The following is a 23,680-nucleotide window of genomic DNA, read 5'->3' on the forward strand; positions in this document are numbered from 1 at the left end:
GGTCGGCGGGTGGCCCTGATCGACCTGCACACCCACTCGACCGTCTCCGACGGCACCGAGACCCCCGAGGAGCTGGTCGCCACGGCGGCCGCCGCGGGCGTCACGACGCTCGCGCTCACCGACCACGACACCACCGGCGGCTGGGACCGGGCCGCCGCCGTGCTGCCGCGGGGGATGCGGCTGGTGCGCGGGGCGGAGTTCTCCTGCGTGAGCCCCACCGGGCGGCCGGAGACGCCGGGGGACAAGGCCACCGTGTCCGTCCACCTGCTCGGGTACCTGTTCGACCCCGAACACCCCGCGATCGTCGCCGAGCAGCGGCGGCTGGTGGCCGAGCGCGTCGAGCGGCTGAAGAAGATGGCCCGCAACGTCTCCGCCGACTACCCGCAGCTCGACGCCGACCGCGTGTTCGACCTCGTCCCCGAGGGCACCACGCCGGGCCGCCCGCACCTGGGGCGGGCGCTGGTCGCGGCCGGGGTCGTCGAGTCGGTCAACGAGGCCTTCGCCAGCATCCTGCGCACCGGCAGCAAGTACTACGAGCCGAAGACCGACACGCCCGTCGAGCGGGCCGTCGAGATGATCGTCGAGGCGGGTGGCGTCGCGGTGTTCGCGCACCCGCTGGCGCGCCGGCGCGGGCGGGTCATCGAGACCTCGGTGCTGGCCGACCTGGCCCGGATCGGGCTCACCGGCGTCGAGGTCGACCACCCCGACCACGACCCCGCGGACCGGGAGCTGCTGCGCGGCGTCGCGGCCGAGCTGGGCCTGGTCCCGACGGGGTCCAGCGACTTCCACGGCACCAACAAGACCACCCCGATCGCCGCCGAGACGACCGCGCCCGAGGCCCTCGAGGAGCTGCTCGCGAAGGCCACCGGCGTCGACGTCGTCGAGGGCGCCTGAGCGCGGGCCGGGGCCGCCCGGCCGGTACCGTGACGCGGTGCCCGGTTCCTCCTCCCGCGCCGCCGGGAGCGGCGGACAGCTCGGCTTCGACGACCTGCTCGACGACGGGTCGCTGCCCACCGGGGTCGCCCGGGAGGCCGCCCGGTGGGCCCGGCCGCTGGTCCGCGTCACGCCCGCCCGGCTCGGGACCTGGGAGTCGTGTCCGCGGCGCTACCGGCTGACCTACGTCGAGAAGCCCGCGCCGCCGCGCGGGGGGCCGCGGGCGGCGAGCACGCTCGGCGCGGTCGTGCACCTCGCGCTGCGCGCGTTGTACCTGCGCCCGGTGCGGGAGCGGACCCCGGACCAGGCCGCCGCGCTCGTCGACCGCAACTGGTCGGGCGAGGGCTTCCGCGACAGTGCACAGGAGGCGGAGTACCGCGTCCGAGCGCGCGGCTGGGTGGCCGACTACGTCGCCGAGCACGTCGAGAGCAGGTCGGAGCCGCTGGGCGTCGAGCGCTGGGTGTCCGCGCCGACCTCGGCGATCGTCGCCGAGGGCCGGGTGGACCGGATCGACGGCGACGCGGGCGCGGCCGTGATCGTCGACTACAAGACCGGGCGGCGGGTCCCCGAGCCCGGCGACGCGCGGGACTCGGCGGCCCTCGCCCTCTACGCCCTCGGCGCGGCGCGCATCCTGCGCCGTGACTGCCGGCGCGTCGAGCTGCACCACCTGCCGACCGGCCGGGTCGCCGCCTGGGAGCACGACGAGGCCTCCCTCGCCGGCCACGTGGCACGAGCCGAACGCGGCGCCCTCGAGGCCGCCGACGCCGTCGACGCGCTCGCCGCGGGCGGCGACCCCGACACCCTCTTCCCGCCGCGCCCGGGCTCCCGGTGCGCCGCCTGCGACGTCCGCCGGCACTGCCCCGAGGGGCAGGCCGCGGGGCCGGCGGCGGCGCCGTGGGACGACCTGGTCCCGTGACGGCCGCGCGGACCCGGGCGCGCCGGGGGCGGGGCCTGCCCGGACGCGTGCTGCGCGGCACCTCCGGGGTCCTGGCCGCCGGGCTGGTCGGGCTGTTCGCGGTCCTGCTGGCGGGCTGGGCCTTCACCACCCGGACCGGCTCCGCGGGGCCGGGGACGGGAATGCTCGTCGGGCACGGCCTGGCCGCGGCCGCCGCCGTCGTCGCGCAGGTGGTGGCGGACCGGCGGGACGGGCGCAGCGGCGCCCTCGCCGCCTGGCTGGCGATCGCGATCGCCGCCGCGGTGCTCGGGGGGTACTGGTTGTTCTGAGCGGCTCGTGCCGCTCGCTGGTCCGCCGCGCCGCCCGCGTCGGTACTTGGCACACCGGGGCGGACCTCGCACACGGTCGCGGGCCTCGCACATGCCTTGCGGCCGGAGGTCACACCCGGGAGGTTCGCGGTACATCCTGTCGACAGGGTGTGGGGAGCGCTCTTGGGTGTGCCGGCTCGGGGAGTACCGGCCGGGCGAGGCCGATCGAGATGCCGTCGACGGGTCGGTCGCAGCGCGCGGGGAGGGGCCGCGCGGGCGTCCCACACCGAAGGTCGTGCGCACATCCCTTGCGGGTCTCGCCCACCCGCTGAGGTCGTGGGGCGCACCCGGGAGGTTCGCGGCACACCTTGTCGACGGGATGTGGGAGGCGCTTTCGAGTGTGTCGGCTCAGCGATGGCGGGGTCCGGGGGTGCGCTCGGGCTGTCGTTGATGGGCGCTCGGCTGCGGGACCGGGCCGCGGTCCTGCGGCACTGGTTCGTCGGCACGCCCGACGGGACCTCCCACGGGCCGTCGACGGGGTGTGTGATGAACGTCCAGGGTGTGGGACCCCGACCGAGCGGATGTGGGGCGACTCGACGGGTGTGCGGCTGGGCCCGGCGGGTGTGCGACGGCCGAGCAGGAGCTGGCGATCGGTGCCGACGCGCTGGAGGTTGGGCGGCGGTGATCTGTCGTGCTTCGCCGGGGGCGGGTGACGCGAGCGCCCCCGCGCGGGGGGGCCGCGCGGGGCGCATCGGGACACCGGGCCGTTCGTGCGTGACCACCTGCGGCCCGGTGTGGCGCAGGGGGAGGGTGGATCAGGTGGCCGGGACGGAGACCGAGGGCGGCGCGGGGATGCTGTTCAGGTCCTCGACCAGCTGATTCGTCGCCTGGAAGAGCACGACCATGCCGTAGATCCCCATCGCCAGGCCGGTCGCGGACAGGGCGACGCCGATCGTCGTGCCGATCTTGTTGGTGGCCCGGGCCGTGCGGAGCCGGCCGATCCCGGCGAGCCCGAGGGCCAGGCCCACGATCCCGAGGATGATCGCGACGAACCCGGTCAGCGGGATCAGGCCGAACAGGATCGCGATCGGACCGAGGATCACGGCCGCCAGGCCGAGGCCGTTGCGGGCCTCGCGGGCGGGCGCCGCGAGCATCGGAGCGGGCACCGGAGCGGGCATCCATGCTGGGTTCGGGGCGACCATCGCCGGCGCGGACGCGGGCGTCGCCGATCCGGTTGCGAACGAAGCGGGCACCGGCACTGCCGGGCCAAGCACGGGCACGGCCGACACAGGCATCGCCGACCCACTCGCGGGCGCGGCGGGCACTGCCGCGGCCGTTGCCGCGGAGGCGGTGTGGGGGCCGTACTGCGCCATGGACGCCTCGACCGGAAGCGCCATCCGCCCACCACCCGCCTGCAGCGGCAGTGGGTACTGCCCGCTGGTGCGCTGCGTCGGGACGGCGGGGCGGGGCGGGTACGGCGTCCGCGAGCGCATCGGCACACCGGGCTGCGCGGAAGGCGCGGGCGGCGTCTCTGGGAGACGAGCCGACGTGGTGGGCCGGGCGGCGTGCCGGCCGGTGACCCAGGCACTGCTCGAAGGGGTCCGGCGGGAGGCGGCGCCACCGCTGGCGGCGTGCCGACCGGTGCGGGCGGAGGAGTGGGGGAACGAGGTGGTCACGCTGCCCTCATCGAACGTTTCTGCTGCTCCGTTTCGCCCAACACATCGGCATCGTCAGTCTTGACGACGCGGGGCAGCGCACCAACCTCGACCTGTTCGGCGTCGAGCTCTCCGACGACGAGATGGCGACCCTGTCCGCGCTCGAGCGCGGCCGGATCTGGGATCAGGACCCGGAGACCTACGAGGAGTTCTGAAGCGGGCGCAGTGCCACGAGCTCGCTGCCGCGCTGCTCGTAGAGCATCCCGCCCTGCGCGGCGAGCAGGACCTTCCCGGTGTACCCGCCGCGGTCCACCGGGATCGTCCGCTCGACCGTGCCGCGCAGCGGGTCGACGACGGCGATCCCCGCCGGCACGGGGACCAGCCAGCCTCCCGCGTAGGCCGTGCCGGGGCCGAGCGTGCCGCGCAGCGTCCAGACGGGCGCGAGGCCGGTCCGGTCGAGCGCGATCGTCCGCGAGCCGCTCCACCAGTAGGTGCGGGCGGTGTCGCTCGCGGTGGCGCCGATCCCGTCCGCGGGCGGGGCGATCTCGGACTCGTGGACGTCCAGCCCGATCAGGCCCACCTGGTTGCCGCTGCGGTCGAGGATCTGCAGCTCCGGCGGCCCGGGCAGCAGCACGGCCTCACGGTCCACCGACACCGCGAGCAGCTGCGCACCGCGGGCGGAGAGCTGCGTGGAGAACTCGACGTTCGGGGTGTCGGCGTCGCCGGAGCCGTCGGGACGCAGCACGGTGAGCCGGTCTCCGCTGTCGGCGGCGCAGTTCTCGATCACGCCGAGCCGCCCGCTGCCCAGGGCGAGCGAGGTGTAGCTGCACCCCGGCCGCGGCTGTCGGCCCGGCTGGGCGGGCGCGACGACGGCGCCGTACTGGGCGGTCGTGACCAGGTCCGACCGCATCGTCTCGATGTAGTCCCGGCTGTTGGCCGACACGACACTGCCGGCGGCGAGCAGCCGCGCACCGGGCCGGACGTCGAGGTTCGCGGCGGGTCCGCGGGTGCCGAGGTCCGCGTCGAGCGCGGTCAGCTCGCTGCACCACTTGCCGGAGTCGTCCTGGTAGAGCGCGAGCGCCCGGCCGAAGCCCTCGGCGACCGTGCACAGCGGGCGGTCCCGGGCGTACCGCCAGCGTTCGGCACCCGTGGCCGCATCCCGCCCGACGACGGTCGCGCCGTCCGCCGTCACGACCCCCGGACCGGCGACGACGGGGACGGGCGCAGCGCCGCTCGCCGCGCGCCAGGCCTCCGCGAACCCAGCGGGCACGGCGGTGGCCGCCGCGGGGGCCGTGCCGGGCGCGATCGCCGGGACGGAATCGGTCTCGGCCGCCGGGCTGCGCGTGCCGTAGACGACGGCGACCACGACCAGCGCGAGAACGAGGAACGCCGCCGCCGCGAGATCCCCGCGGCGGCGGCGTACCGGAACGTCTCGTCGGGCGCGCAGCACCCGGACGAACCTACCGGCGGCTCAGCTGGCCGCGGCGTCCGGCTCGGCGCGCTCGGCGCCGGCCTCGGTGGTGGTGGCGGTGCCGCCCTCGCCACCGGAGCGGCGGCGACCACCGCGACGACGGCGGCGGCGCGACTTGGCCGGGTCGTCGCCGTCCATGCCGGTCGCCGCCTCGGCGACCTCGGCGGGCCCGTCGGCGGGCTCGGTGCCCTCCTCGGCCGCCGGGCGGGCCCCGGCGGGACCCGCGACCGGGAGGCCGTTGCGGCGCCGGGTGCGCTGACGCTCGCGGCGCGGCTTGGCGGTCCGCTCCTCGCGGCCCTTGCGCTTGCGGCCGCCGTGGTCGCCCTCGGTGTCGACGTACTCCGCGTCGAGGCCCGCGCGGGTGCGCTTGCTCAGCGGCAGCCGGCCGGTCACGTCCGTGGGGACGTCCAGGTCGGAGTACAGGTGGTCCGAGGTGGAGTAGGTCTCGACCGGCTCGTCGATCCCCAGGCTCAGCTCCTCGGAGACGAGCTTCCAGCGCGGGATCTCGTCCCAGTCGACGAGGGTGACCGCCACGCCCTCCTTGCCGGCGCGGCCGGTGCGGCCGATCCGGTGGACGTAGGTCTTGGTGTCCTCGGGGCACTGGTAGTTGATGACGTGCGTGACGTCCGTGACGTCGATGCCGCGGGCCGCGACGTCCGTGGCGACCAGCACGTCCACCTTGCCCGAGCGGAACGCGCGCAGCGCCTGTTCGCGGGCGCCCTGGCCCAGGTCGCCGTGCACGGCCGCGGCGGCGAACCCGCGCTCGGCCAGGTCGTCCGCGACGCGCTGCACGGTGCGCTTGGTCCGGGCGAAGATCATCGTGAGACCGCGCTCGCGGGCCTGCAGCACCCGGGTGACCAGCTCGACCTTGTCCATCGCGTGCGCGCGGTAGACGAACTGCTTGGTGCGCTCGTGGACCGAGCCCTGGTCCGCCTCCTCCGCCCGGATGTGCGTGGGACGGGTGAGGAAGGTGCGGGACAGCTGGATGATCGGGCCCGGCATGGTCGCCGAGAAGAGCATCGTGTGCCGCTCGTCCGGCAGCATCCGCATGATCCGCTCGACGTCGGGCAGGAAGCCCAGGTCGAGCATCTCGTCGGCCTCGTCGAGGACCAGGGCCTTGACCCGGCCGAGGACGAGGTGCCGCTGCTCGGCGAGGTCGAGCAGCCGGCCGGGCGTGCCGACGACCACGTCGACGCCCTTGCGCAGCGCGGCGAGCTGCGGCTCGTAGGCCCGGCCGCCGTAGATGGCGGTGACCCGGATGCCGAGGTGCTTGCCGGCGTCGGCCAGGTCCTGCGCGACCTGCACGCACAGCTCACGCGTCGGGACGACGACGAGGGCCTGCGGGACGTCCTTCTCCCGGTCCGCGGCCTCGCCCTCGGCGGTCGCGGCGGGCTGCTCGGACGGCGGCGTGACGCGTTGCAGAAGCGGGACGCCGAAGCCCAGCGTCTTGCCCATGCCGGTGCGGGCCTGGCCGATCACGTCCTCGCCGGCCAGTGCCAGCGGGAGGGTGAGCTCCTGGATCGCGAAGGTGCGCTCGATGCCGGCCTCGGCCAGGGCCCGCACGATCTCGGGGCGGACGCCCAGCTCGGCGAAGGTGGGCGCCTCGGGCTTGACCGGGGCGCCGGCCTGCAGCGGGTGCGCCTCCTCGGTGGCGTCGGCGTCGACCGTCTCGGCCGGCGCCGGCGCGGTGTTCGGTTCGATGGTCTCGGGGGTCTCGTTCTGGACGGACAGTGAAATCGCCTCTCTCCGCGTACAGGAGCCCTGCACCGGCTCGTCGACCACGCGCTCGGGGAGCCGCGTGGGAGAGCCGTCGAGGCGCTGTACGCACCAGGTCGTGTTGCGCGCCGGTGAGTCGGGCGCCCGGTGGCGCCGACCCGTTACCCGGCGGGTGTCGCAGTCGGTCCGCGCTGCGCATCGGTTCCCGACGACCCCTGTGGTCACGGACCGATCTGCTGCGCGCACGTGCATCATACCCCGGGGGTGCCATCCGGGTCAGCGTCGCCGCCGTCACGCCGGGGTGATGTGCACCGCCGACGGGCGGGCGGCCCGACCGGACGACTAGGCTCGACGACCATGACGGGCGAGGCCGTGGACGGCGCCGGCAGCACGGTCGGGACCGGTGAGAACGCTGGTCGCACCCCTCTCGACGCCACCTCGCGCGCGGCCGTCGTCGACCTGCTGGGGGCGCTGGCCTACGGCGAACTCTCGGCTTTCGACCGCCTCGCGGAGGACGCCCGCACCGCCCCCACGCTGACCGGGCGCGCCGCGCTGTCCGCGATGGCCGCCGCCGAGATGGGACACTTCCGGCTGCTCGAGGACCACCTGCGCGGGCTCGACGTGGCCGTCGAGGAGGCCATGGCGCCGTTCGTCGCGGGGGTGGACGCCTACCACGCCACCACACGCCCGCGGACCTGGCTGGAGTCGCTGGTCAAGGCCTACGTGGGCGACGGGCTGGCCGCGGACTTCTACCGCGAGGTCGCCGGCTGGGTCGACCCGGCGACCGCGGACCTGGTCCGCACGGTGCTGGCCGACACCGGGCACAGTGCCTTCGCCGAGCGCGAGGTGCACGCGGCCTGCGCGGCGAACCGGCAGGTCCGGGACCGGCTGGCGCTGTGGGGCCGCCGGCTGCTCGGCGAGGCGGTCACCCAGGCGCAGCACATCGTGGCCGAGCGGGACGAGCTGGCGGACTTCATCGTGCGCGGCTCCGGCGACATCGCGGGCATCGGCGCCCTGATCAAGCGCCTGCAGAGCAACCACGGCAAGCGCATGTCCGCCCTCGGCCTGTCGTGATCGCCGTTCGCCCCTGGCGGACTCGGCCGGGCCGCGGCGCCGCGCTCGACTAGCCTGGGCCGCGCCGGTTGGCCCGCACGCCCGCCGGGAATCGAAGAGAGTCATCCACCCGCACGTCACCTGGAGGTCCCCGGTGGAGGTCAAGATCGGCATCGCGGAGAGCCCGCGGGAGCTCGTGGTGTCCAGCGACCAGACGTCGGACGAGGTCGAGAAGCTCGTCGGCGAGGCGCTCAAGGCCGGCGACGGCACGCTGACGCTCGTCGACGACAAGGGGCGCAAGTACGTGGTCCCCTCCGCCCGGATCTCCTACGTCGAGATCGCGCCGTCCTCGGCGACCCGGGTCGGCTTCGGCGCCTGACGGGCACCCGCAGCTCCCGGACGGCACTCCCGCGCCCCGGCGCAGGAGTGCCGTTCGTGTGTCAGTGCCGCTCGTGTGTCCGGGGGGATTTCAGTCCGTGTCGGGCGCGGGCGGCTCGTCGAGCGGGAACGGCGGGGTGCCGACGCCGGTGAGCCGGTAGCGGTCCCACAGGTCGACGTCGCCGATCCGCCCCTCCGCCCGCCCCCGCGGGGTGCCGACCAGGACGTCCGCGGCCTTGCCGCCCAGCAGGGCCGAGAGTTCCTCGTTCCGGTCGACACGCCCGAACCAGTGGAGCTGCCCGTCGTGCGGCTCGGTGCGGGCCTCGATCCGGACCCGGACCTCGACGGGTCTGCCGGCGACGGTGAGCGTGGCGGGGCCGGAGTAGCCCTCGTCGTCGTGCTCGTGCTCGGGGGAGCGGGTCTCGATGGTGAGCACCTGCTCAGGCGCCATCGCCGGCCTCCTTCGGGAAGATGTGCAGCACGGGCGCGGTCTCCTCGCCCGTCTCGTCGTGGCTCTCCTCCGCGCCCTCCGCCGGCGCGTCGCCGAGGATCCCGGCGGCCCCGTCCCAGATCAGCGCGGTGAGGTAGCGGGTCAGGTCCTCACGGCTCATCGTGCGGCGCTCGAGCCACCAGTCGCCGGCGCTCTGCACCATCCCGACCAGGCCGTGCGCCCAGGCCTCCGCCGCGCCCGAGTCCCGCCCGGCGGAGCGCAGCTTCGCGCCGATCAGCTGGGCGAGCAGCCGCGCGATCTGCTCACGGACGTCCTCGACGATCTCCGTGCCCGGCTGGCGTTCGGCCGGGTTGTGCACCACGAACCGCCAGAGCTCGGGCTCCTCCTCGATCCCGGCGAGGAACGCGTCGATCACCGCGGCGATCTGGTGCTGCGGCTCGGTGTCCGCCGCGAGCGCGGGGGCCATCCGCTCCATGAGCCACTCCGCCGCGCGCAGGCCCACGGCGCGCTGCAGGTCGGCACGGTCGTCGAAGTACCGGTAGAGCACCGGCTTGGTGATCCCCGCGCTCGCCGCCATCTCGGCCACCGACACGGCCGCGCCGTGCTCGCGGACGGCCGCCATGGCCGCCTCGACCATCTCCGCGCGGCGGGCGGCGCGGCGGTCACGGGCGTTCCTCTTGACAGGTCCGTCGTTCTGCGGCACGTTACCAGTGGTAACAGTTACCGGCGGTAACAGCAAGCGTCTCGACGGAGAGGAGCGGGCGGGTGTCGCTCAGGAGGACCCGGGGCACGGTCCCGGCGGGAACACGGGTGCTGGTCACCGGTGCCGCGGGCGGGTTCGGCGCCCCCACGGTCGCGCGGCTGCGCGAGCAGGGCGCGCGGGTGGTCGGCCTCGACCGGTGTGCGGGTGACGGCGTCCTCGCCTGCGACATCACCGACCCGCAGGCGGTGGAGCGGACCGTGGCGGAGGCGGTCCGCACCCTCGGCGGCCTCGACGCCGTCGTCCACTACGCCGGCATCGGCATCCCGAACGACGCCGGCGGCCCCCTCGAGCCCGACGCGCTGAAGGTCATCGACACGAACCTGCTCGGCGCCTGGCGGGTCACCAGCGCGGCGCTGCCCGCACTGCTCGACGGGCCGGGCACGGGCCGTGTCGTCTTCGTGGCCAGCGAGCTCGCCTACGTCACCCTGCCCTTCCTGTCGGCCTACGGCGTGGCCAAGCGCGGGATGTCCGCCTACGCGGACGCACTGCGCCTCGAGTACGGCTACGCGCAGGACGGCACCGGCCTGCACGTCACGACGGTGTACCCCGGCTACGTGCGCACCCCGATCCACGAGGCCGGCCGGGAGGTCGGGCTGTCGCTCGAGGGACAGGTCCGCCGCGAGGAGGTCGAGGACATCGTGCGCACGGTCGTCGGGGCGCTCGCCGCGCCGCGGCCGCCGCGCGACACCGCCGGCACCCTCGCCGGCCAGGCCGAGCTGTGGGTCGGCCGGCACGCGCCCGGCCTGCTGGGCCGCGGCGTCGTCCGCCGGATCCGGCAGCAGGCCGCCGCGGGCCGCTTCGACTCCTCGCCGGTCGCCGAGGGCCTGATCCGCCGGTTCACCGGGCGGACCGTTCCCGCCGTGAGCGCCGCCGACCGCACCCCCGAAAGGAGCGCGTCATGACCGCCCCCGCCGTGCGCAAGCCCGTCCAGGACCGCGAGGCCACGGCCGAGCGGCTGCTGAGGTCCTCGGTGGAGAAGTCGTACGAGCCGCACCTGGACATCGCCTGGGACGCTCCGCTGGTCGACGGGCTGTGGGGCATCCCGCCGCACCGGTCGTCGCTCTACGGCACCGCGCTGTGGGACGGGCTGACCGAGGAGCAGCGCCGCACGCTGACGATCCACGAGGTCTGCAGCGTGGCCCGGATCGGGCTGTGGTTCGAGATCATCCTGATGCAGATGCTGCTGCGCTACGCCTACGACCGCGACCCGCGCCGTGCGCACATCCAGTACGCGCTCACCGAGATCGCCGACGAGTGCCGGCACTCGATCATGTTCGCGAAGATGACCGAGCGGTACGGCGTGCCCGACTACGCGCCGTCGGGACTGACCCACAACCTGGGTCGCCTGTTCAAGACGGTCGGCTACGGCCCGGCGATGTTCGGCGGCACCCTGTTCGTCGAGGAGATCCTGGACCGCTTCCAGCGCGAGTCGATGCGCGACGAGACGGTGCAGCCGCTGACCCGGATGGTCAACCGGATCCACGTGACCGAGGAGGCCCGGCACGTCCGCTACGCCCGCGAGGAGCTGCAGCGGATCATGCCGAGGACCACCCGGGCCCAGCGCGAGATCGGCCGCTACCTGCTGGCCCGCATCGCGTTCGTCGTGGCGCGGAACCTGATCCACCCGGACGTCTACGCGTCCGTCGGGATCGACCCCGGGATCGGCCGGAAGGCCGCGCTGGCGAACCCGCACTGGCAGGAGTCGCTGCGCTGGTCGGCGGCCAAGTGCGTCGAGTTCCTGCGCGACCAGGGCCTGATCGGCGGCCCGACCGAGCTGCTGTGGAAGAAGGCGTACCTCGTATGACATCCGTTCGGGGCGCCGACGGCACGCCGCTGCACGTCGTCGAGTCCGGCCGGGCCGACGCCCCGGTCACGGTGGTGCTCGCGCACGGCTGGACGCTCGACGAGCGGTGCTGGGCACCCGTCGCCGAGTCGCTGGCGGCCGGCGACGTCCGCGTCGTCCGCTACGACCACCGCGGGCACGGCCGCTCCGGCGCCGTCGACCCCGCGACGATGACGCTCGACCAGCTGGCCGACGACCTGGCCGCGCTGATCGGGCAGGTCGCGCCCCGCGGCCCGCTGGTGCTGGCCGGGCACTCGATGGGCGGCATGACCACGATGGCCCTCGCCGACCGCCATCCCGACCTGGTCGAGGACCGGGTGGCGGGCCTGGCCCTGGTCGCGACGGCGAGCGGCGGGCTCGGCGGGCAGACCTTCGGCATGCCGTCGGCGGCGTTCGAGCTGGTGCGGGCGGCGGAGAAGAAGCTGTACGCATCGAAGGGCTGGTCCACGCGCCGGGCGCTGAGCCGGCACCCGAAGCTGCTCTCGCCGGCCATGCGCTGGCTGCTCCTCGGGCCCGACGCCGGCAGGCAGGCGCTGCGGATCACCACGGCCTCGGTCTCCGAGTGCCGGCCGCTGACCGTCTCCGGCTTCCGGCCCACACTGGAGGCGCACGAGCGCGACGCCGCCCTGGCCCTGTACTCGCGGGTCCCGGCGCACGTCATGGTCGGGACGCGGGACCGGCTCACCCCGCCGCGCTACTCCCGTCGGATCCGGGAGGGCCTGCCCTCGGCCCAGCTGACGGTGTTCCCCGACGCCGGACACATGCTGCCCGTCGAGCGCACCCCGGGCGTGGCGGGCCGGATCGCCGCGCTGGCGCGGACCGCGGCCGGGACCCGGGCCGCCTGAACGTCGGCCGGTCCGCGCGGTGCCCGGCGTGCCCCCGTCGCGGCGCCGTGCCGATCGGCCGGCCCGACCGGCCGCCCCAGGGCTCTCGGGGCGGCCGGTACCGGGACCGGGACTACTGGACGACCTGGTCGTGGACCAGCGGGAACCCGGCCAGCCCCTTCCATGCGAGGGCGGACATCAGCGCGACCGCCTCGTCCCGCGGGATCGTCTGCTCGGAGTCGAGCCAGTACTGCGCGGTGACCTGGCTCAGCCCGACGAGGCCGACGGCCAGCAGCCGGGCCCGCTCGCCGTCGATCCCCGCGTCCTCGGTGACCACCGCCGCGACGGCGTCGATGCACTTGGTGAGGGCGCCGTCGACGAGCGCCGCGGCCTCGGGCTCGCCACGCAGGTCCGATTCGAAGACGAGCCGGTAGGCGTGGCCCTCGCCGGCCACGAAGTCGAAGTAGGCGGCCACCGCGGCGTGCACGCGCTCGCGGTTGTCCTGGGTGTGGTTGATGGCCTCCCGCACCCGGTTGACCAGCTCGTCCGCGTACGTCGTGAGCAGCGCCCGGTAGAGCTCCAGCTTGCCGGGGAAGTGCTGGTAGAGGACCGGCTTGCTGACCCCGGCCTTCTCGGCGATGTCGTCCATCGCCGCCGCGTGGTAGCCCTGGGCCGCGAACACGTCCCGCGCCGCCACCAGGAGCTGGGCGCGGCGGGCGCTCCGCGAGAGCCGGGTCCCGCGCGCAGGCATGTGGGTCGGTCCGGACGCCGCCGCTGCCGCCTCGCTCATCGTGCTCCCCTTCGGTACCGCTGTCGTGCCGGGTCACCTTACCCGCCGGTAGCCACGTACGTGGGACGACGCGTGCCGCGCAACGTGCGGCGCGTCACCGGCGGGCGCCGACCTCACCCCTGGCCGTGCCCCGCGACGACGCTGCGGAAACCGCGCAACCGCAAGCTGTTGGCGACGACGAACACGGAGCTGAACGCCATTGCGGCACCCGCGATCATCGGGTTGAGCAGCCCGAGCGCCGCCAGGGGGAGGGCCGCGACGTTGTAGGCGAACGCCCAGAACAGGTTGCCGCGGATGGTGCCGAGGGTGCGGCGGGCCAGCCGGATCGCGTCGACCGCCGCGAGCAGGTCGCCGCGCACGAGGGTCAGGTCGCTCGCCTCGATCGCCACGTCCGTCCCGGTGCCCATCGCGAGCCCGAGGTCGGCGGTGGCGAGGGCGGCGGCGTCGTTCACGCCGTCGCCGACCATCGCGACCGAGCGGCCCTCGGCCTGCAGCCGGCGCACGGCGGCGACCTTCTCCTCGGGCAGCACGTCGGCGATCACGTCCGCCGGGTCGATGCCGGCCTCCGCGGCCACGGAGCGGGCCGCGGCCTCGTTGTCGCCGGTCAGCAGGATCGGGGTGAGCCCGAGGTCGCGCAGCCGCCGGACGGCCTCGGCGCTGGTCGGCCTGAGCGAGTCCGCCACGACGAGCACGCCGCGCGCCCGGCCGTCCCAGCTCACGCACACCGCGGTCCGTCCGGCCGCCTCGGCCCGCTCGCGGGCCTCGGCCAGCTCGGGCGGCAGCTCGATGCCGTACTCGGCGAGCAGCGCGGGGCGCCCGACCAGGACCGCGTGCGCCACGACCCGGCCGGTGCCGCCCGCCGGCGTGATCGGGGAGATGCCGGTGGCGGCCCGGATGGGCGCGGGCAGGCCGGGGAGCTGCGCGAGCTCCGCCACCACGCCCTGCACACCGAGCCCGGGCCGGTTCTCGAAGTCCGAGACGCCGGGCAGCCCGCCGAACCGTTCGCGCCCGGCCGCGGCGACCGCACGTGCGACGGGGTGCTCGGAGCCGTCCTCGACCGCCGCGGCCAGCCGCAGCACCTGCTCCACGGTCTCCCGCCCGGCGGGGTGCACCTCCAGCAGGCGCATCCGCCCGCTCGTCACCGTGCCGGTCTTGTCCAGGACCACGGTGTCGACGCGGCGGGTGGACTCGAGCACCTCCGGGCCCTTGATGAGCACGCCGAGCTGGGCGCCGCGCCCGGTCCCGACCAGCAGCGCCGTGGGCGTGGCCAGACCGAGCGCGCAGGGGCAGGCGATGATCAGGACCGCGACGGCGGCGGTGAACGCGGCCGTGGCGCCGGCCCCGGTGCCCAGCCAGAACCCCAGGGTGCCGACGGCCAACGCGATCACGATCGGCACGAAGACGCCGGAGATCCGGTCGGCCAGCCGCTGGACGGCCGCCTTGCCGTTCTGGGCCTCCTCGACGAGCGCGGCCATCCGGGCGAGCTGGGTGTCGGCGCCGACCCGGGTGGCCCGCACGACCAGCCGGCCGCCGGAGTTCACGCACCCGCCGACCACGCCGGAACCGGGGGAGACCTCGGCCGGCACGGACTCGCCGGTGATCATCGAGACGTCGACGGCCGACGTCCCCTCCTCGACCTCGCCGTCCGTGGCCACCTTCTCGCCGGGCCGGACCACGAACCGGTCCCCGACCTCGAGCTGCTCGACCGGGACCCGGATCTCCGTGTCGCCGCGGAGCACGGACACCTCGCGGGCGCCGAGCTCGAGCAGGGCGCGCAGCGCGGCTCCGGCGGTGCGCTTGGAGCGGGCCTCGAAGTACCGGCCCGCCAGGATGAACATCGTGACGCCGGCCGCGACCTCGAGGTAGATGGCGTCGGCGCCGCCGCCGGAGGCGACGGTGAGCTCGAACGGGTGCCGCATGCCCGGCACGCCCGCCCGGCCCCACAGCAGCGCGTACAACGACCAGGCCAGCGCGGCGAGCGTGCCCAGCGAGACGAGCGTGTCCATGGTCGCAGCGCCGTGCCGCAGGTTCGTCCAGGTCGCGCGGTGGAAGGGCAGCGCCCCCCACACGACGACGGGCGCCGCCAGCGTCAGCGAGATCCACTGCCAGTAGGTGAACTGCAGGGCCGGGACCATCGCGAGCACGATCACCGGGATCGCCAGCACAGCGCTGACGACCAGCCGGTTCCGCAGGTCGCGGGCGTGCCGCGCGGCCGGGTCCTCGCGCTCCTCCGCCGCGGCGGGCGGCGCGGGCAGCTCGGCGGTGTACCCCGCGGCCTCGACGGTGGCGACCAGCTCCTCCGGCGTGACGCCCTCGGCGTAGCTGACCGTGGCCTTCTCGGTCGCGTAGTTCACCGACGCCGTGACGCCGTCCATCCTGTTGAGCTTGCGCTCGACCCGGTTGGCGCAGGACGCGCACGTCATGCCGCCGATCGCGAGCTCGATCCGCAGGTCGGGCGCGTTGCCGGTGCCGGCCCCGGGGGTGGTCGGCGCGCTCATCGGGCACCTCCCGTCGTGGTCGTGGCGGCACCGGTCGTCGGGACGGTGAAGTCCACCGTGTGGATCTCACCCGCGTGCCGGAACCGGAGGAAGAGGCGGTAGATCCCCTCCGTCGGCACGGTGGTCGTGAACGCGATGCCCGGGCCGGACCGGTCGCCCGGTTCCGCGCGGGTCTGCGCGGTGACCGGGGTGTAGGCCAGGTCGCCGGCGCGCAGCGCGACGAGGTCGCCGAAGGTCCCGCGCTCCGGCTCGAGGTCGGTGACGGCCCGCCCGTCGAGGCTCACCGTCGCGAAGACGGCGGACTCCGCACCGGCGCGCAGATCGCCGTCGATGCGCACCTGGTAGCCGGCGACCTGGGCGGCCCGCGCGACCGGGAACTCCAGCGGCGTGAAGTCCCCCGGTGCGAAGACGTCCGTGCCCAGCACGGTCGGCGTGCCGCCCTCCGGGGTGAACTCGGCGAGGATCCGCCAGGTTCCGGCGGTGGGCAGCCGGAGGGGTGCGCGCCACGTGCCGTCCGCCGCCATCTCGGGGTGGGCGACCTGCAGGCCCGCGCCGTCCCGCCGCACGACGAGCAGCCGCAGCGTCGAGCCGTCGGCACGCGGGGCGAAGGCGGTGACCGGCCGCCCGTCCGGCCCGGCGACGGCGAAGGTGAGGTCGGACGAGCGCTCGGCGGCGAGCGCCGTGGTGGCGGGGACGAGCGTGTACCCGCCCGCGGTGGCGGCGAGGCCGTCCGTACCCGCGCGGGCCTCCGTGGTGCCGGGGCTCATGTCCATGCCGGTATGGGCGCTCGCGGGACCCTCGGCCGTGACGGCGGCCGGCGTGGCGGGGGCGACGGAGGGCCGGGCGAGCGAGCCCGCGCCCCACGCCGCACCGAAGACCACGCCGAGAACCCCGACGTAGGCCCCGAGACGTACCGCCGTGAGCATGCCCTCTTCCTCCCGCCGACCTTCCGCCCGGCAGGGCGAACATACCAACGGGGGGTATGCTTCGCCGGACCCGGGGGCCGGGGTGGGGCGCGTCACGGGCCCGCTGACCAGCCTCGACGGCGGTGCGACGGTCGGGAGTGGCCGGAGGCCCGCCGTTCTTGCCATCCTCGACACGTGGTCTCTCTCTCGCTGCCGCTCGTTCACCCGCGGTTCGCCCCGGCGTCGTCGCGGGCGCCGATGGGCGACCCCGGTGACCCCGGCACGCTGCCCCCGCTGCCGGCGCACCTGCCGGCCTGGCCGGGACGGCACGTCACGGCGGGCGGCGTGACGCTGCACGTGCGGGAGACGCCGAGGGGCGGGTCGGAGGGGGAGCCTGCGACCGTCGGGGCGGACGCCGTCTACGTGCACGGGCTCTCCGGCTCGGCCACGAACTGGACGGACATCGCGGGCCTGCTCGCGCCGCGGGTCGCGGGCACCGCCGTCGACCTGCCGGGGTTCGGCTACACGGAGCCGGTGCCGTCCTGCGACTACAGTCCCGCCGGGCACGCGGACGCGCTGCTGTGCTGGCTCGCCGGCCGCGGCCGTCCGGTGCACCTGCTGGGGAACTCGCTCGGCGGCGTCGTCGCGATGCTCGTCGCCGCCCGGCGGCCGGAGCTGGTGCGCACGCTCACGCTCGTCTCGCCCGCGATGCCGGACCGGCGCCCGGACCCCCGGCGGATGTCCGACCCGCGGATGGCCCTGGCCTGGATCCCCGGCCTGGGCAGCAGGGCCCGCGCCCAGCTCGCCGCCATGACCCCGCGGGCCCGTGCCGAGGCGACGATGCGGCTCTGCTTCGGTGATCCCACCCGCGCCACGGAACTGCGGCTGGAGGAGACGGCCGAGGAGATCCGCGCCCGGGGTCGCCAGCCGTGGGCGGGACGGGCGATCGACCGGTCCGCGTTCGGCATGTTCCGCAGCTGGATGGGGCCCGGGCTGTGGCGCGCCGCCGCGCGCGTCCCGGTCCCCACGCTGGTGCTGTGGGGCGACCGGGACCGGCTCGTCGCGCCCCGGCTCGCGGTCCGGACCGCCCGCACGTTCCCCGACGGGCGCCTCGTGATGCTCGACGGCGTGGGGCACATCGCGCAGATCGAGACCCCGGACCGGGTCGCCGCCTCCGTCGGGGCGTTCTGGGACTCGCTCGGGGATGGGAACATGTCCGGCGACGGACGTGTTGCGGCAAGGGACCGCTGAAGATGCGCAGGGAGTTGTGGACATGGCGCTACCGCCGCTCGTGGAGCCGGCCGCCGAACTGACCAAGGACGAGGTGGAGCGGTACAGCCGCCACCTGATCATCCCGGACGTCGGGATGGCCGGTCAGAAGCGACTGAAGAACGCGAAGGTGCTGGTCGTGGGCGCCGGCGGGCTGGGCTCGCCCGCGCTGCTGTACCTGGCGGCCGCGGGCGTGGGCACGCTCGGGATCGTGGAGTTCGACGAGGTCGACGCGTCGAACCTGCAGCGCCAGATCATCCACGGCCAGTCGGACGTCGGGCGTTCGAAGGCCGAGTCGGCGCGGGACTCCGTCAAGGAGGTCAACCCGTACGTCGAGGTGCGCCTGCACCAGACGCGGCTGGACTCGTCCAACGTGCTCGAGATCTTCGCCGACTACGACCTGATCCTGGACGGCACGGACAACTTCGCCACCCGGTACCTGGTGAACGACGCCGCGGTGCTGTCCGGCAAGCCGTACGTGTGGGGCTCGATCTTCCGGTTCGAGGGCCAGGCGTCGGTGTTCTGGGAGGACGCCCCCAACGGGCAGGGCCTCAACTACCGCGACCTCTACCCCGAGCCGCCGCCCCCCGGCATGGTGCCGTCGTGCGCCGAGGGTGGCGTGCTGGGCGTGCTGTGCGCGTCGATCGGCTCGATCATGGTCAACGAGGCCATCAAGCTGATCACCGGCATCGGCGAGCCGATCCTCGGCCGGCTGGTCATCTACGACGCCCTCGAGATGACCTACCGCCAGGTCAAGGTGCGCAAGGACCCGGACACCCCGAAGATCACCGAGCTGATCGACTACGAGGCGTTCTGCGGGACGGTGTCCGACGACGCGCAGCAGGCCGCGGCCGGCAACACGATCACCGCGCTCGAGCTCAAGGAGATGATCGACGCGGGCAAGGACTTCGCGCTGATCGACGTCCGCGAGCAGAACGAGTGGGACATCGTCAACATCCCGGGCGCGACCCTGATCCCGAAGGACAGGATCCTGTCGGGTGAGGTGCTGTCCGAGCTGCCGCAGGACAAGCCGATCGTGCTGCACTGCAAGTCCGGCGCCCGTTCCGCCGAGGCCCTCGCGGTGCTGCACAAGGCCGGCTTCGCCGACGCCGTGCACGTCGGCGGCGGCGTCCTGGCCTGGGTGAAGCAGGTCGAGCCGGACAAGCCGACCTACTGATCCCACCCGCCGCATTCGGCTCACACCGCCCGGCCCGGTTTTCACCGGACCGGGCGGTGCCGTCTTTCCGGGGCTTGTCGGCGCTGCCGCGGGCGTCGCGGACCGTGATCAACTCGTGGCGAGCGGGTGCCGGGGGCGAGCGGAACGGAGCAGCGCCGCGGCCGCGTCGCTGACCGGCCGTGAGCGGCTCCGCTCCGATGAGGACGGTCGCGAGATCCTGCGCCGTAGCATCTCGTTCCCCGGCGGCGGGTGATCATCCGCCGGGACGAGGGGGTGCCGGGTGGTGGGTCCGCGGGCGGACGGGGATGCAGGTCGACAGCCGTCCGATGTGGTCTGCGCGCTGCCCGGCTGCGGTGCGGCGATCGAACCCGTCGTCGACCGGCCCGAGCGGAAGTACTGCTCGACGGCGCACCGGGCGGCGATGCGACGGCTGCGCCGGGCGGCCGCCCACGCCGCGCAGGACCCGCGTGTGGTGGAGACACTGCCGTGGTTGCGCGAGCCTACTGCTCCGCAGCCGGCGCCCCCGGGCCCGTCGGCGGCGGTCGTCGCCCCGCGGCCCCGGCCACCGGCCCCGGCCGCCCGGTCGCGGTGGACGCGGGTGCTCGCCCGGCGCCGTCGTGCGGTCGCGGTGCTCGCGGCCACGGCGGTGCTGGTCGGCGGGTACGCGCTGACCGTGGCGTCGTCGGCCGGGCAGGCGCCGCAGGGTGTCGTCGCGGGGCCGACGTCGGCCGAGCAGTGGGCGAGCCGGGCGGAGCTGCTGCTGGTCGGGGTGAACCGGCAGCTCGACGTGCTCGCGCGGACCGAGCGGACGTGGAACGCCAGCGAGGCGGCCCGAACCGGCACCCCGCCCTCCGCGGTGCGCCGGCTGCAGCAGCGCCGCCAGCTCCTCGAACGGCAACGGGCCACGCTGCAGGCCCAGCTCGAGAGCTACCGGGAGCTGGAGCGCAGCGCGGACGAGCTGGAGCGCGCCGAGGCCCAGCTCGCGGCGATCGAGAAGCTGCTGGCCGCGGACCCGGCCGGGGACCAGGCGTGGTCGACCGCCCTCGCGGCGCAGCGCGACCTGCGGATCCGGCAGCGCGACGGCCTCCGGCAGCAGGTCGACGCGCTGCGCACCGGCGTCGACACCGCCTCCCGCACGCCGCTGCCCGATCCCGCGGTGGAGGAGGCCCGCACCGACCGCGTCTCCGCGGAGGTGCTCGACGCCGCCGAAGGACGGCCCGCACCGGGCCCCACGCCCGGGCTGCGCACCCAGCCCCCGGTCGCGCAGGCCCGGGACGAGGAGGAGGACCGGCCGGCCGCGGTCGTCGGGACGAGCGGGCCACCGGATCCGCGCGGCCCGGTCGACGAGACCGCCGAGCGGGACCGCGGGCGCGGGGCCCGGTCCGGTGGGTCCGTGCGAGCGGCCGGCCGGGAGGCGGGCGACGCGGTCGGATCCGGTGGGCGCGGGGCCGGACGGGCTGTCGGCTCCGCGGGACGCGGGGCCGGCGAGGGGGTCGGCCGGGCCGGGCGGGCCGCCGGTGACGGTGTGGGCCGGACCGGGGAGGACGCGGGCCGGGCGGTCGGGTCGGTCGGCCGGGCCGCCGGGGCCGGGCCGGCGGGCGAGGACGCCGGGCGGTCCGTCGGATCCGGGGCACGCGGGACCGGGAAGACCGTCGGCGCGGTCGGTGCGGGCGGCGGCGAGGCGGTCGGGTCGACCGCCGAGGGCGTCGGCGACGGGGCCGGCGCGACGGCGTCCGGCGCCGGCAACGCCCTCGACCAGGCCGAACGGGGTCGGGTCGGCGGAGCGGCCGGCGCGCTGTCCGAGGGCGCCGAGGAGGGCGTCGGGTCGGTGGGGTCGGGCGCCTCGGACGGGGTGGAGGCACTGGGATCGGCGGCCGGCCGGGGCGTCGGGGAGCTCGGCAGCGGCGGGAGTGACGTGGTCCGCGAGCTGGGTGGGGTCGCGGGGGCGGGGACGAGGGCGGGTCCTGCTCCGGCCGCCGAGGCGCCCGCCTCCCTGTACCGTGCCGCCGCCTCCGCCGAGCCACCGGCTGCGTCTCCTCTCCTGGCTGCGGCCGGTGCACCCCTCGTGTCACCCGCGCCTGCCGGGGGCTCTGAAGGACCCGCCCTCTCGCCTCGCCTTGCCGGGGACGGGCCCGCGGAACCTGCGTCGTCCGACGTGGCCGACGCACCCGCTCAGGTGCTCGCGGCGGCGGTCGACGCAGCCGCCGCGGCTGCCCCGGCCGAAGCGGTCTCGCCGGCGGACTCTCCTGCGCAGGTGCGGGCGGCGGCGGTTGACGCGGCTGCAGCTGCTGCGCCGACGCAGTCCGGAGCAGTCTCCCCAGCGAACTCGCCCGCTCAGGTGCTCGCGGCGGCGCTCGACGCGGCGGCTGCTGCTGCGCCGGCCGGGCCCGGGGCGGTCTCGCTGGCCGGCTCGCCCGCTCAGGTGCTGGCGGCGGCGGTCGATGCGGCCGCGGCGGCTGTTCCTGCCGGGCCCGGAGCGGTCTCGCTGGCCGGCTCGCCCGCCCAGGTGCCGGCCTTGCCCGAGGGTCCTGGGGTCGGGGCGGCCGTCGCCGCTGTACCGACGGGGATCGTCGGTGCGGACGGCTCGGTCCCGGCAGACCTCGCGGCGGCCGGCGTGCCGGTCGAGGGCGTGGGCGAACCTGCCGGTGGCGAGGGCGGCTCGGCCTTCGGCTCGGCTTCCGCGGCCGCAGGGCTCGCAGGGGTGAGTGGTGCTCCGGTCGCCGGCGTCGGCGGATTCGCGGGTGAGGAGGGCGGCTCCGCTCCGGTCGTACCCATGCAAATGGGCGGACTGGCCGCAGCGCGGCTCGCTGCGGGAGCGGCACCCGCGGCGCCGGCGATGTCGGATGAGGGGTCGAGCATCACGTCCGCGACGGCAGGACCTGCGGCCCGGTCGACGACCGGCGGAATCGGCGCTCCGTACGTGGAGGAGGCGCTGCACGAGGTCGATCGCCGCGCCGCGGCCGAGTCGGCCCCGGCGCCGCGCGGGCGGGCCGTGTCCTCCGGCGCGCCCGACACGGCCGCCCCGTCCACCGCGGCGATGCGCGAGGCGGTCGAGCGATCGGCCGCGTCCGGTGGTCGGACTCCGGTCGCGTCGGCCGCCGACCGCAGCACCCAGGAGCGGCGCAGTGCCACGTCCGCGGCCGAGGAGCAGCAGGCTCGTGCCTCGCGGTCCACCGGCGGCTCGTCAGAGGCGGCTGCGCGCGAGGCCGTCGCGCGCGAGTTCGCCGGGGCCGAGCGGCAGCCGGAGTCGGCTCACTCGTCCTCGGCCGAGACGCGCGCTCGCGACGCGGCCCGGCGTCCGGCCGCCGGAGGCTCGGCGCACGACGACTCCGAGCGCTCCGTCTCGACCTCCCCACGGACCCGCAGCTCCGACCCGGCCGCCCGAGCACGGGACGGCTGGGCCTCTCGCGCGTCCCGCACACACCAGCGGACCGACCCGGGTCGGAGCAGCGCGACCCGATCGGACCGCGACAGCGCCCCCAACCGAGCCCCCGCCACCAGCCGGACCGACGCGGCTCCCGCCGCCCGCTCCGACCGCGAGCGCTCGGACCGCTCGGACCGCTCGGACCGCTCGGACCGCGCTGCCCGGAGCTTCGGCGGCGACCACGAGGACAGGCCGTACCGCTCGTCCCGCTCACACGAGGACCACTCACACCACCACGACCGGAGCTCCCACGACCACCACTAGCTCGGACAAGGCTCCTTGCCCTGGTACGAGCCCCGCACCGCGGCCGCGGCCCCGGCGCACGATCCGCCCTGCGCACGATTTTCCGCGTGGCACACCTGATCCACGGGTCGGCGCAGGTAGCGTGGCGCCCCGTGACGGCAGCAACGGTCCCGCAGGCGAGCGCGCTCCCCGAGCACGTCCGCGTCGCCTTCGGCGTGAAGGACGCGACGCCCCGCCCCGTGGTCTGGGCCGGGCAGCGCGCCTGGCACTGCGGCGAGGTCCTGCTGCGCCCGGTCGCCGACAACGCGATGGCCGCCTGGTCCGCGGGCGTCCTCGAGACCCTGGACGTGGAGGCGGTCCGGCTGGCCCGCCCCGTCCGCTCGTCCGACGGCCGCTGGGTCGTCGCGGGCTGGGCCGCGTCCCGCTTCCTCGCCGGCGCCTCCGAGCCCCGGCACGACGACGTCGTCTCGGCCAGCCTGCGCCTGCACGCCGCGACCGCCACCGTCCAGCGCCCCCGGCTGCTCGACAACCGCGACGACCTGCTGGCCCGCTCCGCCGCCGCGGCGTTCGGCGAGCGCCGCTTCGCCCTCGACGAGGCCTCGGGCGGCCGGCTGTTCGCCGAGCTGGCGGCCCACCGGCGGCCGATGAAGTCGCCGCCGCAGGTCGTGCACGGCGAGCTGTTCGGCGCCGTGCTGTTCGACGGCGACGGCGTCCCCGTGGTCCTCGACCTGGTCCCGTTCTGGCGGCCGCCGGAGTGGGCGGCGGCGGTCGTCGTCGTCGACGCGATCGCCTGGGGCGGGGCCGACGAGGGCCTCATGGACCGGTGGGCGCACCTCGACGAATGGCCCCAGGCGCTGCTGCGCGCCGCGCTGTACCGGCTGGCCCTGCACGCCCAGCACCCCGACGCGTCGGCACGCAGCGTGGCCGGGCTGGAGCGGGTCGCCGGGCTCGTCAGCGCCCGCCTCTGACCCACCCTCACATCCCTGACCAGCGCGTTGTGACCTCACACCGCAGCTGAACGCACGTGAGCGGGGCTTTGCGCCCGTGTCACACGGGGCCACCCCGGGGTAATCCCGGCTGCCTA

General features: G+C 75.8%; 20 protein-coding genes. 12 read left to right on the forward strand and 8 right to left on the reverse strand.

The window, feature by feature from the left end:
* Positions 1-9: 9 nt before the first annotated feature.
* The 3 genes from ACQP04_RS06470 to ACQP04_RS06480 are packed head-to-tail and all read left to right on the forward strand — an operon-like array spanning position 10 to position 2,157.
* On the forward strand, positions 10-894 hold the full coding sequence (locus tag ACQP04_RS06470) for a PHP domain-containing protein (RefSeq protein ID WP_433506141.1): 885 nt from the start codon (positions 10-12) through the stop codon (positions 892-894).
* Positions 895-931: 37 nt separating this feature from the next.
* Positions 932-1,849 carry a RecB family exonuclease gene (locus tag ACQP04_RS06475; protein ID WP_433506142.1) on the forward strand — a complete coding sequence of 306 codons (918 nt, stop codon included), beginning with the start codon at positions 932-934 and terminating at the stop codon, positions 1,847-1,849.
* On the forward strand, positions 1,846-2,157 hold the full coding sequence (locus tag ACQP04_RS06480; RefSeq protein WP_433506143.1) for a hypothetical protein: 312 nt from the start codon (positions 1,846-1,848) through the stop codon (positions 2,155-2,157). Before ACQP04_RS06475 ends, ACQP04_RS06480 begins: the two co-directional genes overlap by 4 nt.
* A 794-nt stretch (positions 2,158-2,951) precedes the next feature.
* On the opposite strand, the gene ACQP04_RS06485 is transcribed toward ACQP04_RS06480, so the two are convergent.
* From ACQP04_RS06485 to ACQP04_RS06495, 3 genes are all read right to left on the reverse strand, one after another.
* A complete protein-coding gene (locus tag ACQP04_RS06485) occupies positions 2,952-3,314 on the reverse strand; it encodes a DUF4190 domain-containing protein (RefSeq protein WP_433506144.1) in 363 nt (120 codons plus the stop codon).
* Between the two features lie 676 nt (positions 3,315-3,990).
* Positions 3,991-5,241, reverse strand: a complete 1,251-nt coding sequence (locus ACQP04_RS06490; protein ID WP_433506145.1) for an Rv3212 family protein — start codon at positions 5,239-5,241, stop codon at positions 3,991-3,993.
* A 21-nt stretch (positions 5,242-5,262) separates the two neighbouring features.
* Complete coding sequence (locus tag ACQP04_RS06495) at positions 5,263-7,044, reverse strand: DEAD/DEAH box helicase (protein WP_433506146.1); 1,782 nt, start codon at positions 7,042-7,044, stop codon at positions 5,263-5,265.
* A 291-nt stretch (positions 7,045-7,335) separates the two neighbouring features.
* On the opposite strand from ACQP04_RS06495, the gene ACQP04_RS06500 reads away from it, so the two are divergent.
* Together ACQP04_RS06500 and ACQP04_RS06505 are read left to right on the forward strand one after the other, a co-directional pair.
* Entirely contained in the window at positions 7,336-8,052 is a 717-nt protein-coding gene (locus ACQP04_RS06500; RefSeq protein ID WP_433506147.1) for a ferritin-like fold-containing protein, read from the forward strand.
* A gap of 133 nt (positions 8,053-8,185) precedes the next feature.
* Positions 8,186-8,410, forward strand: a complete 225-nt coding sequence (locus tag ACQP04_RS06505; protein ID WP_037042828.1) for a DUF3107 domain-containing protein — start codon at positions 8,186-8,188, stop codon at positions 8,408-8,410.
* A 90-nt stretch (positions 8,411-8,500) separates the two neighbouring features.
* On the opposite strand, the gene ACQP04_RS06510 is transcribed toward ACQP04_RS06505, so the two are convergent.
* On the reverse strand, positions 8,501-8,860 hold the full coding sequence (locus ACQP04_RS06510) for a DUF4873 domain-containing protein (protein WP_433506148.1): 360 nt from the start codon (positions 8,858-8,860) through the stop codon (positions 8,501-8,503).
* Complete coding sequence (locus ACQP04_RS06515; RefSeq protein WP_433506149.1) at positions 8,850-9,563, reverse strand: TetR family transcriptional regulator; 714 nt, start codon at positions 9,561-9,563, stop codon at positions 8,850-8,852. Before ACQP04_RS06515 ends, ACQP04_RS06510 begins: the two co-directional genes overlap by 11 nt.
* Positions 9,564-9,625: 62 nt before the next feature.
* On the opposite strand from ACQP04_RS06515, the gene ACQP04_RS06520 reads away from it, so the two are divergent.
* Genes ACQP04_RS06520 through ACQP04_RS06530 form a run of 3 tightly spaced genes read left to right on the forward strand, consistent with a single transcriptional unit; the run spans position 9,626 to position 12,311 of the window.
* Positions 9,626-10,525: an SDR family NAD(P)-dependent oxidoreductase gene (locus tag ACQP04_RS06520; protein ID WP_433506150.1), complete on the forward strand. Its 900-nt coding sequence runs from the start codon at positions 9,626-9,628 to the stop codon at positions 10,523-10,525.
* Entirely contained in the window at positions 10,522-11,427 is a 906-nt protein-coding gene (locus ACQP04_RS06525) for an AurF N-oxygenase family protein (RefSeq protein WP_433506151.1), read from the forward strand. Before ACQP04_RS06520 ends, ACQP04_RS06525 begins: the two co-directional genes overlap by 4 nt.
* Complete coding sequence (locus tag ACQP04_RS06530) at positions 11,424-12,311, forward strand: alpha/beta fold hydrolase (protein WP_433506152.1); 888 nt, start codon at positions 11,424-11,426, stop codon at positions 12,309-12,311. The genes ACQP04_RS06525 and ACQP04_RS06530 overlap by 4 nt, the downstream gene beginning before the upstream one ends.
* A gap of 112 nt (positions 12,312-12,423) precedes the next feature.
* Here the strand turns inward: ACQP04_RS06530 and ACQP04_RS06535 are convergent, their stop codons facing one another.
* The 3 genes from ACQP04_RS06535 to ACQP04_RS06545 all read right to left on the reverse strand — a co-directional run bounded on the left by ACQP04_RS06535 (position 12,424) and on the right by ACQP04_RS06545 (position 16,504).
* Entirely contained in the window at positions 12,424-13,080 is a 657-nt protein-coding gene (locus ACQP04_RS06535) for a TetR/AcrR family transcriptional regulator (RefSeq protein WP_433506153.1), read from the reverse strand.
* Between the two features lie 113 nt (positions 13,081-13,193).
* The gene (locus ACQP04_RS06540; RefSeq protein WP_433506154.1) at positions 13,194-15,578 is read right to left on the reverse strand and encodes a heavy metal translocating P-type ATPase; all 2,385 of its coding nucleotides are present in this window, start codon (positions 15,576-15,578) and stop codon (positions 13,194-13,196) included.
* Positions 15,575-16,504, reverse strand: a complete 930-nt coding sequence (locus ACQP04_RS06545) for a hypothetical protein (RefSeq protein ID WP_433506155.1) — start codon at positions 16,502-16,504, stop codon at positions 15,575-15,577. The genes ACQP04_RS06540 and ACQP04_RS06545 overlap by 4 nt, the downstream gene beginning before the upstream one ends.
* A gap of 174 nt (positions 16,505-16,678) precedes the next feature.
* Here ACQP04_RS06545 and ACQP04_RS06550 point away from each other — a divergent pair, with 174 nt between their 5' ends.
* The 4 genes from ACQP04_RS06550 (at position 16,679) to ACQP04_RS06565 (ending at position 23,564) form a co-directional block, all read left to right on the forward strand.
* The gene (locus ACQP04_RS06550) at positions 16,679-17,734 is read left to right on the forward strand and encodes an alpha/beta fold hydrolase (RefSeq protein ID WP_433506156.1); all 1,056 of its coding nucleotides are present in this window, start codon (positions 16,679-16,681) and stop codon (positions 17,732-17,734) included.
* 22 nt (positions 17,735-17,756) lie between these two features.
* Entirely contained in the window at positions 17,757-18,929 is a 1,173-nt protein-coding gene (gene moeZ, locus ACQP04_RS06555; protein ID WP_433506157.1) for an adenylyltransferase/sulfurtransferase MoeZ, read from the forward strand.
* Between the two features lie 328 nt (positions 18,930-19,257).
* Positions 19,258-22,617 carry a hypothetical protein gene (locus ACQP04_RS06560; RefSeq protein ID WP_433506158.1) on the forward strand — a complete coding sequence of 1,120 codons (3,360 nt, stop codon included), beginning with the start codon at positions 19,258-19,260 and terminating at the stop codon, positions 22,615-22,617.
* 131 nt (positions 22,618-22,748) lie between these two features.
* Positions 22,749-23,564 (forward strand): TIGR02569 family protein, encoded by an 816-nt coding sequence (locus ACQP04_RS06565; RefSeq protein ID WP_433506159.1) that lies wholly within the window; start codon positions 22,749-22,751, stop codon positions 23,562-23,564.
* Positions 23,565-23,680 lie beyond the last annotated feature (116 nt).

Origin of the sequence: Pseudonocardia halophobica, from assembly GCF_050948485.1 — a bacterium.
GTDB lineage: Bacteria > Actinomycetota > Actinomycetes > Mycobacteriales > Pseudonocardiaceae > Pseudonocardia > Pseudonocardia halophobica.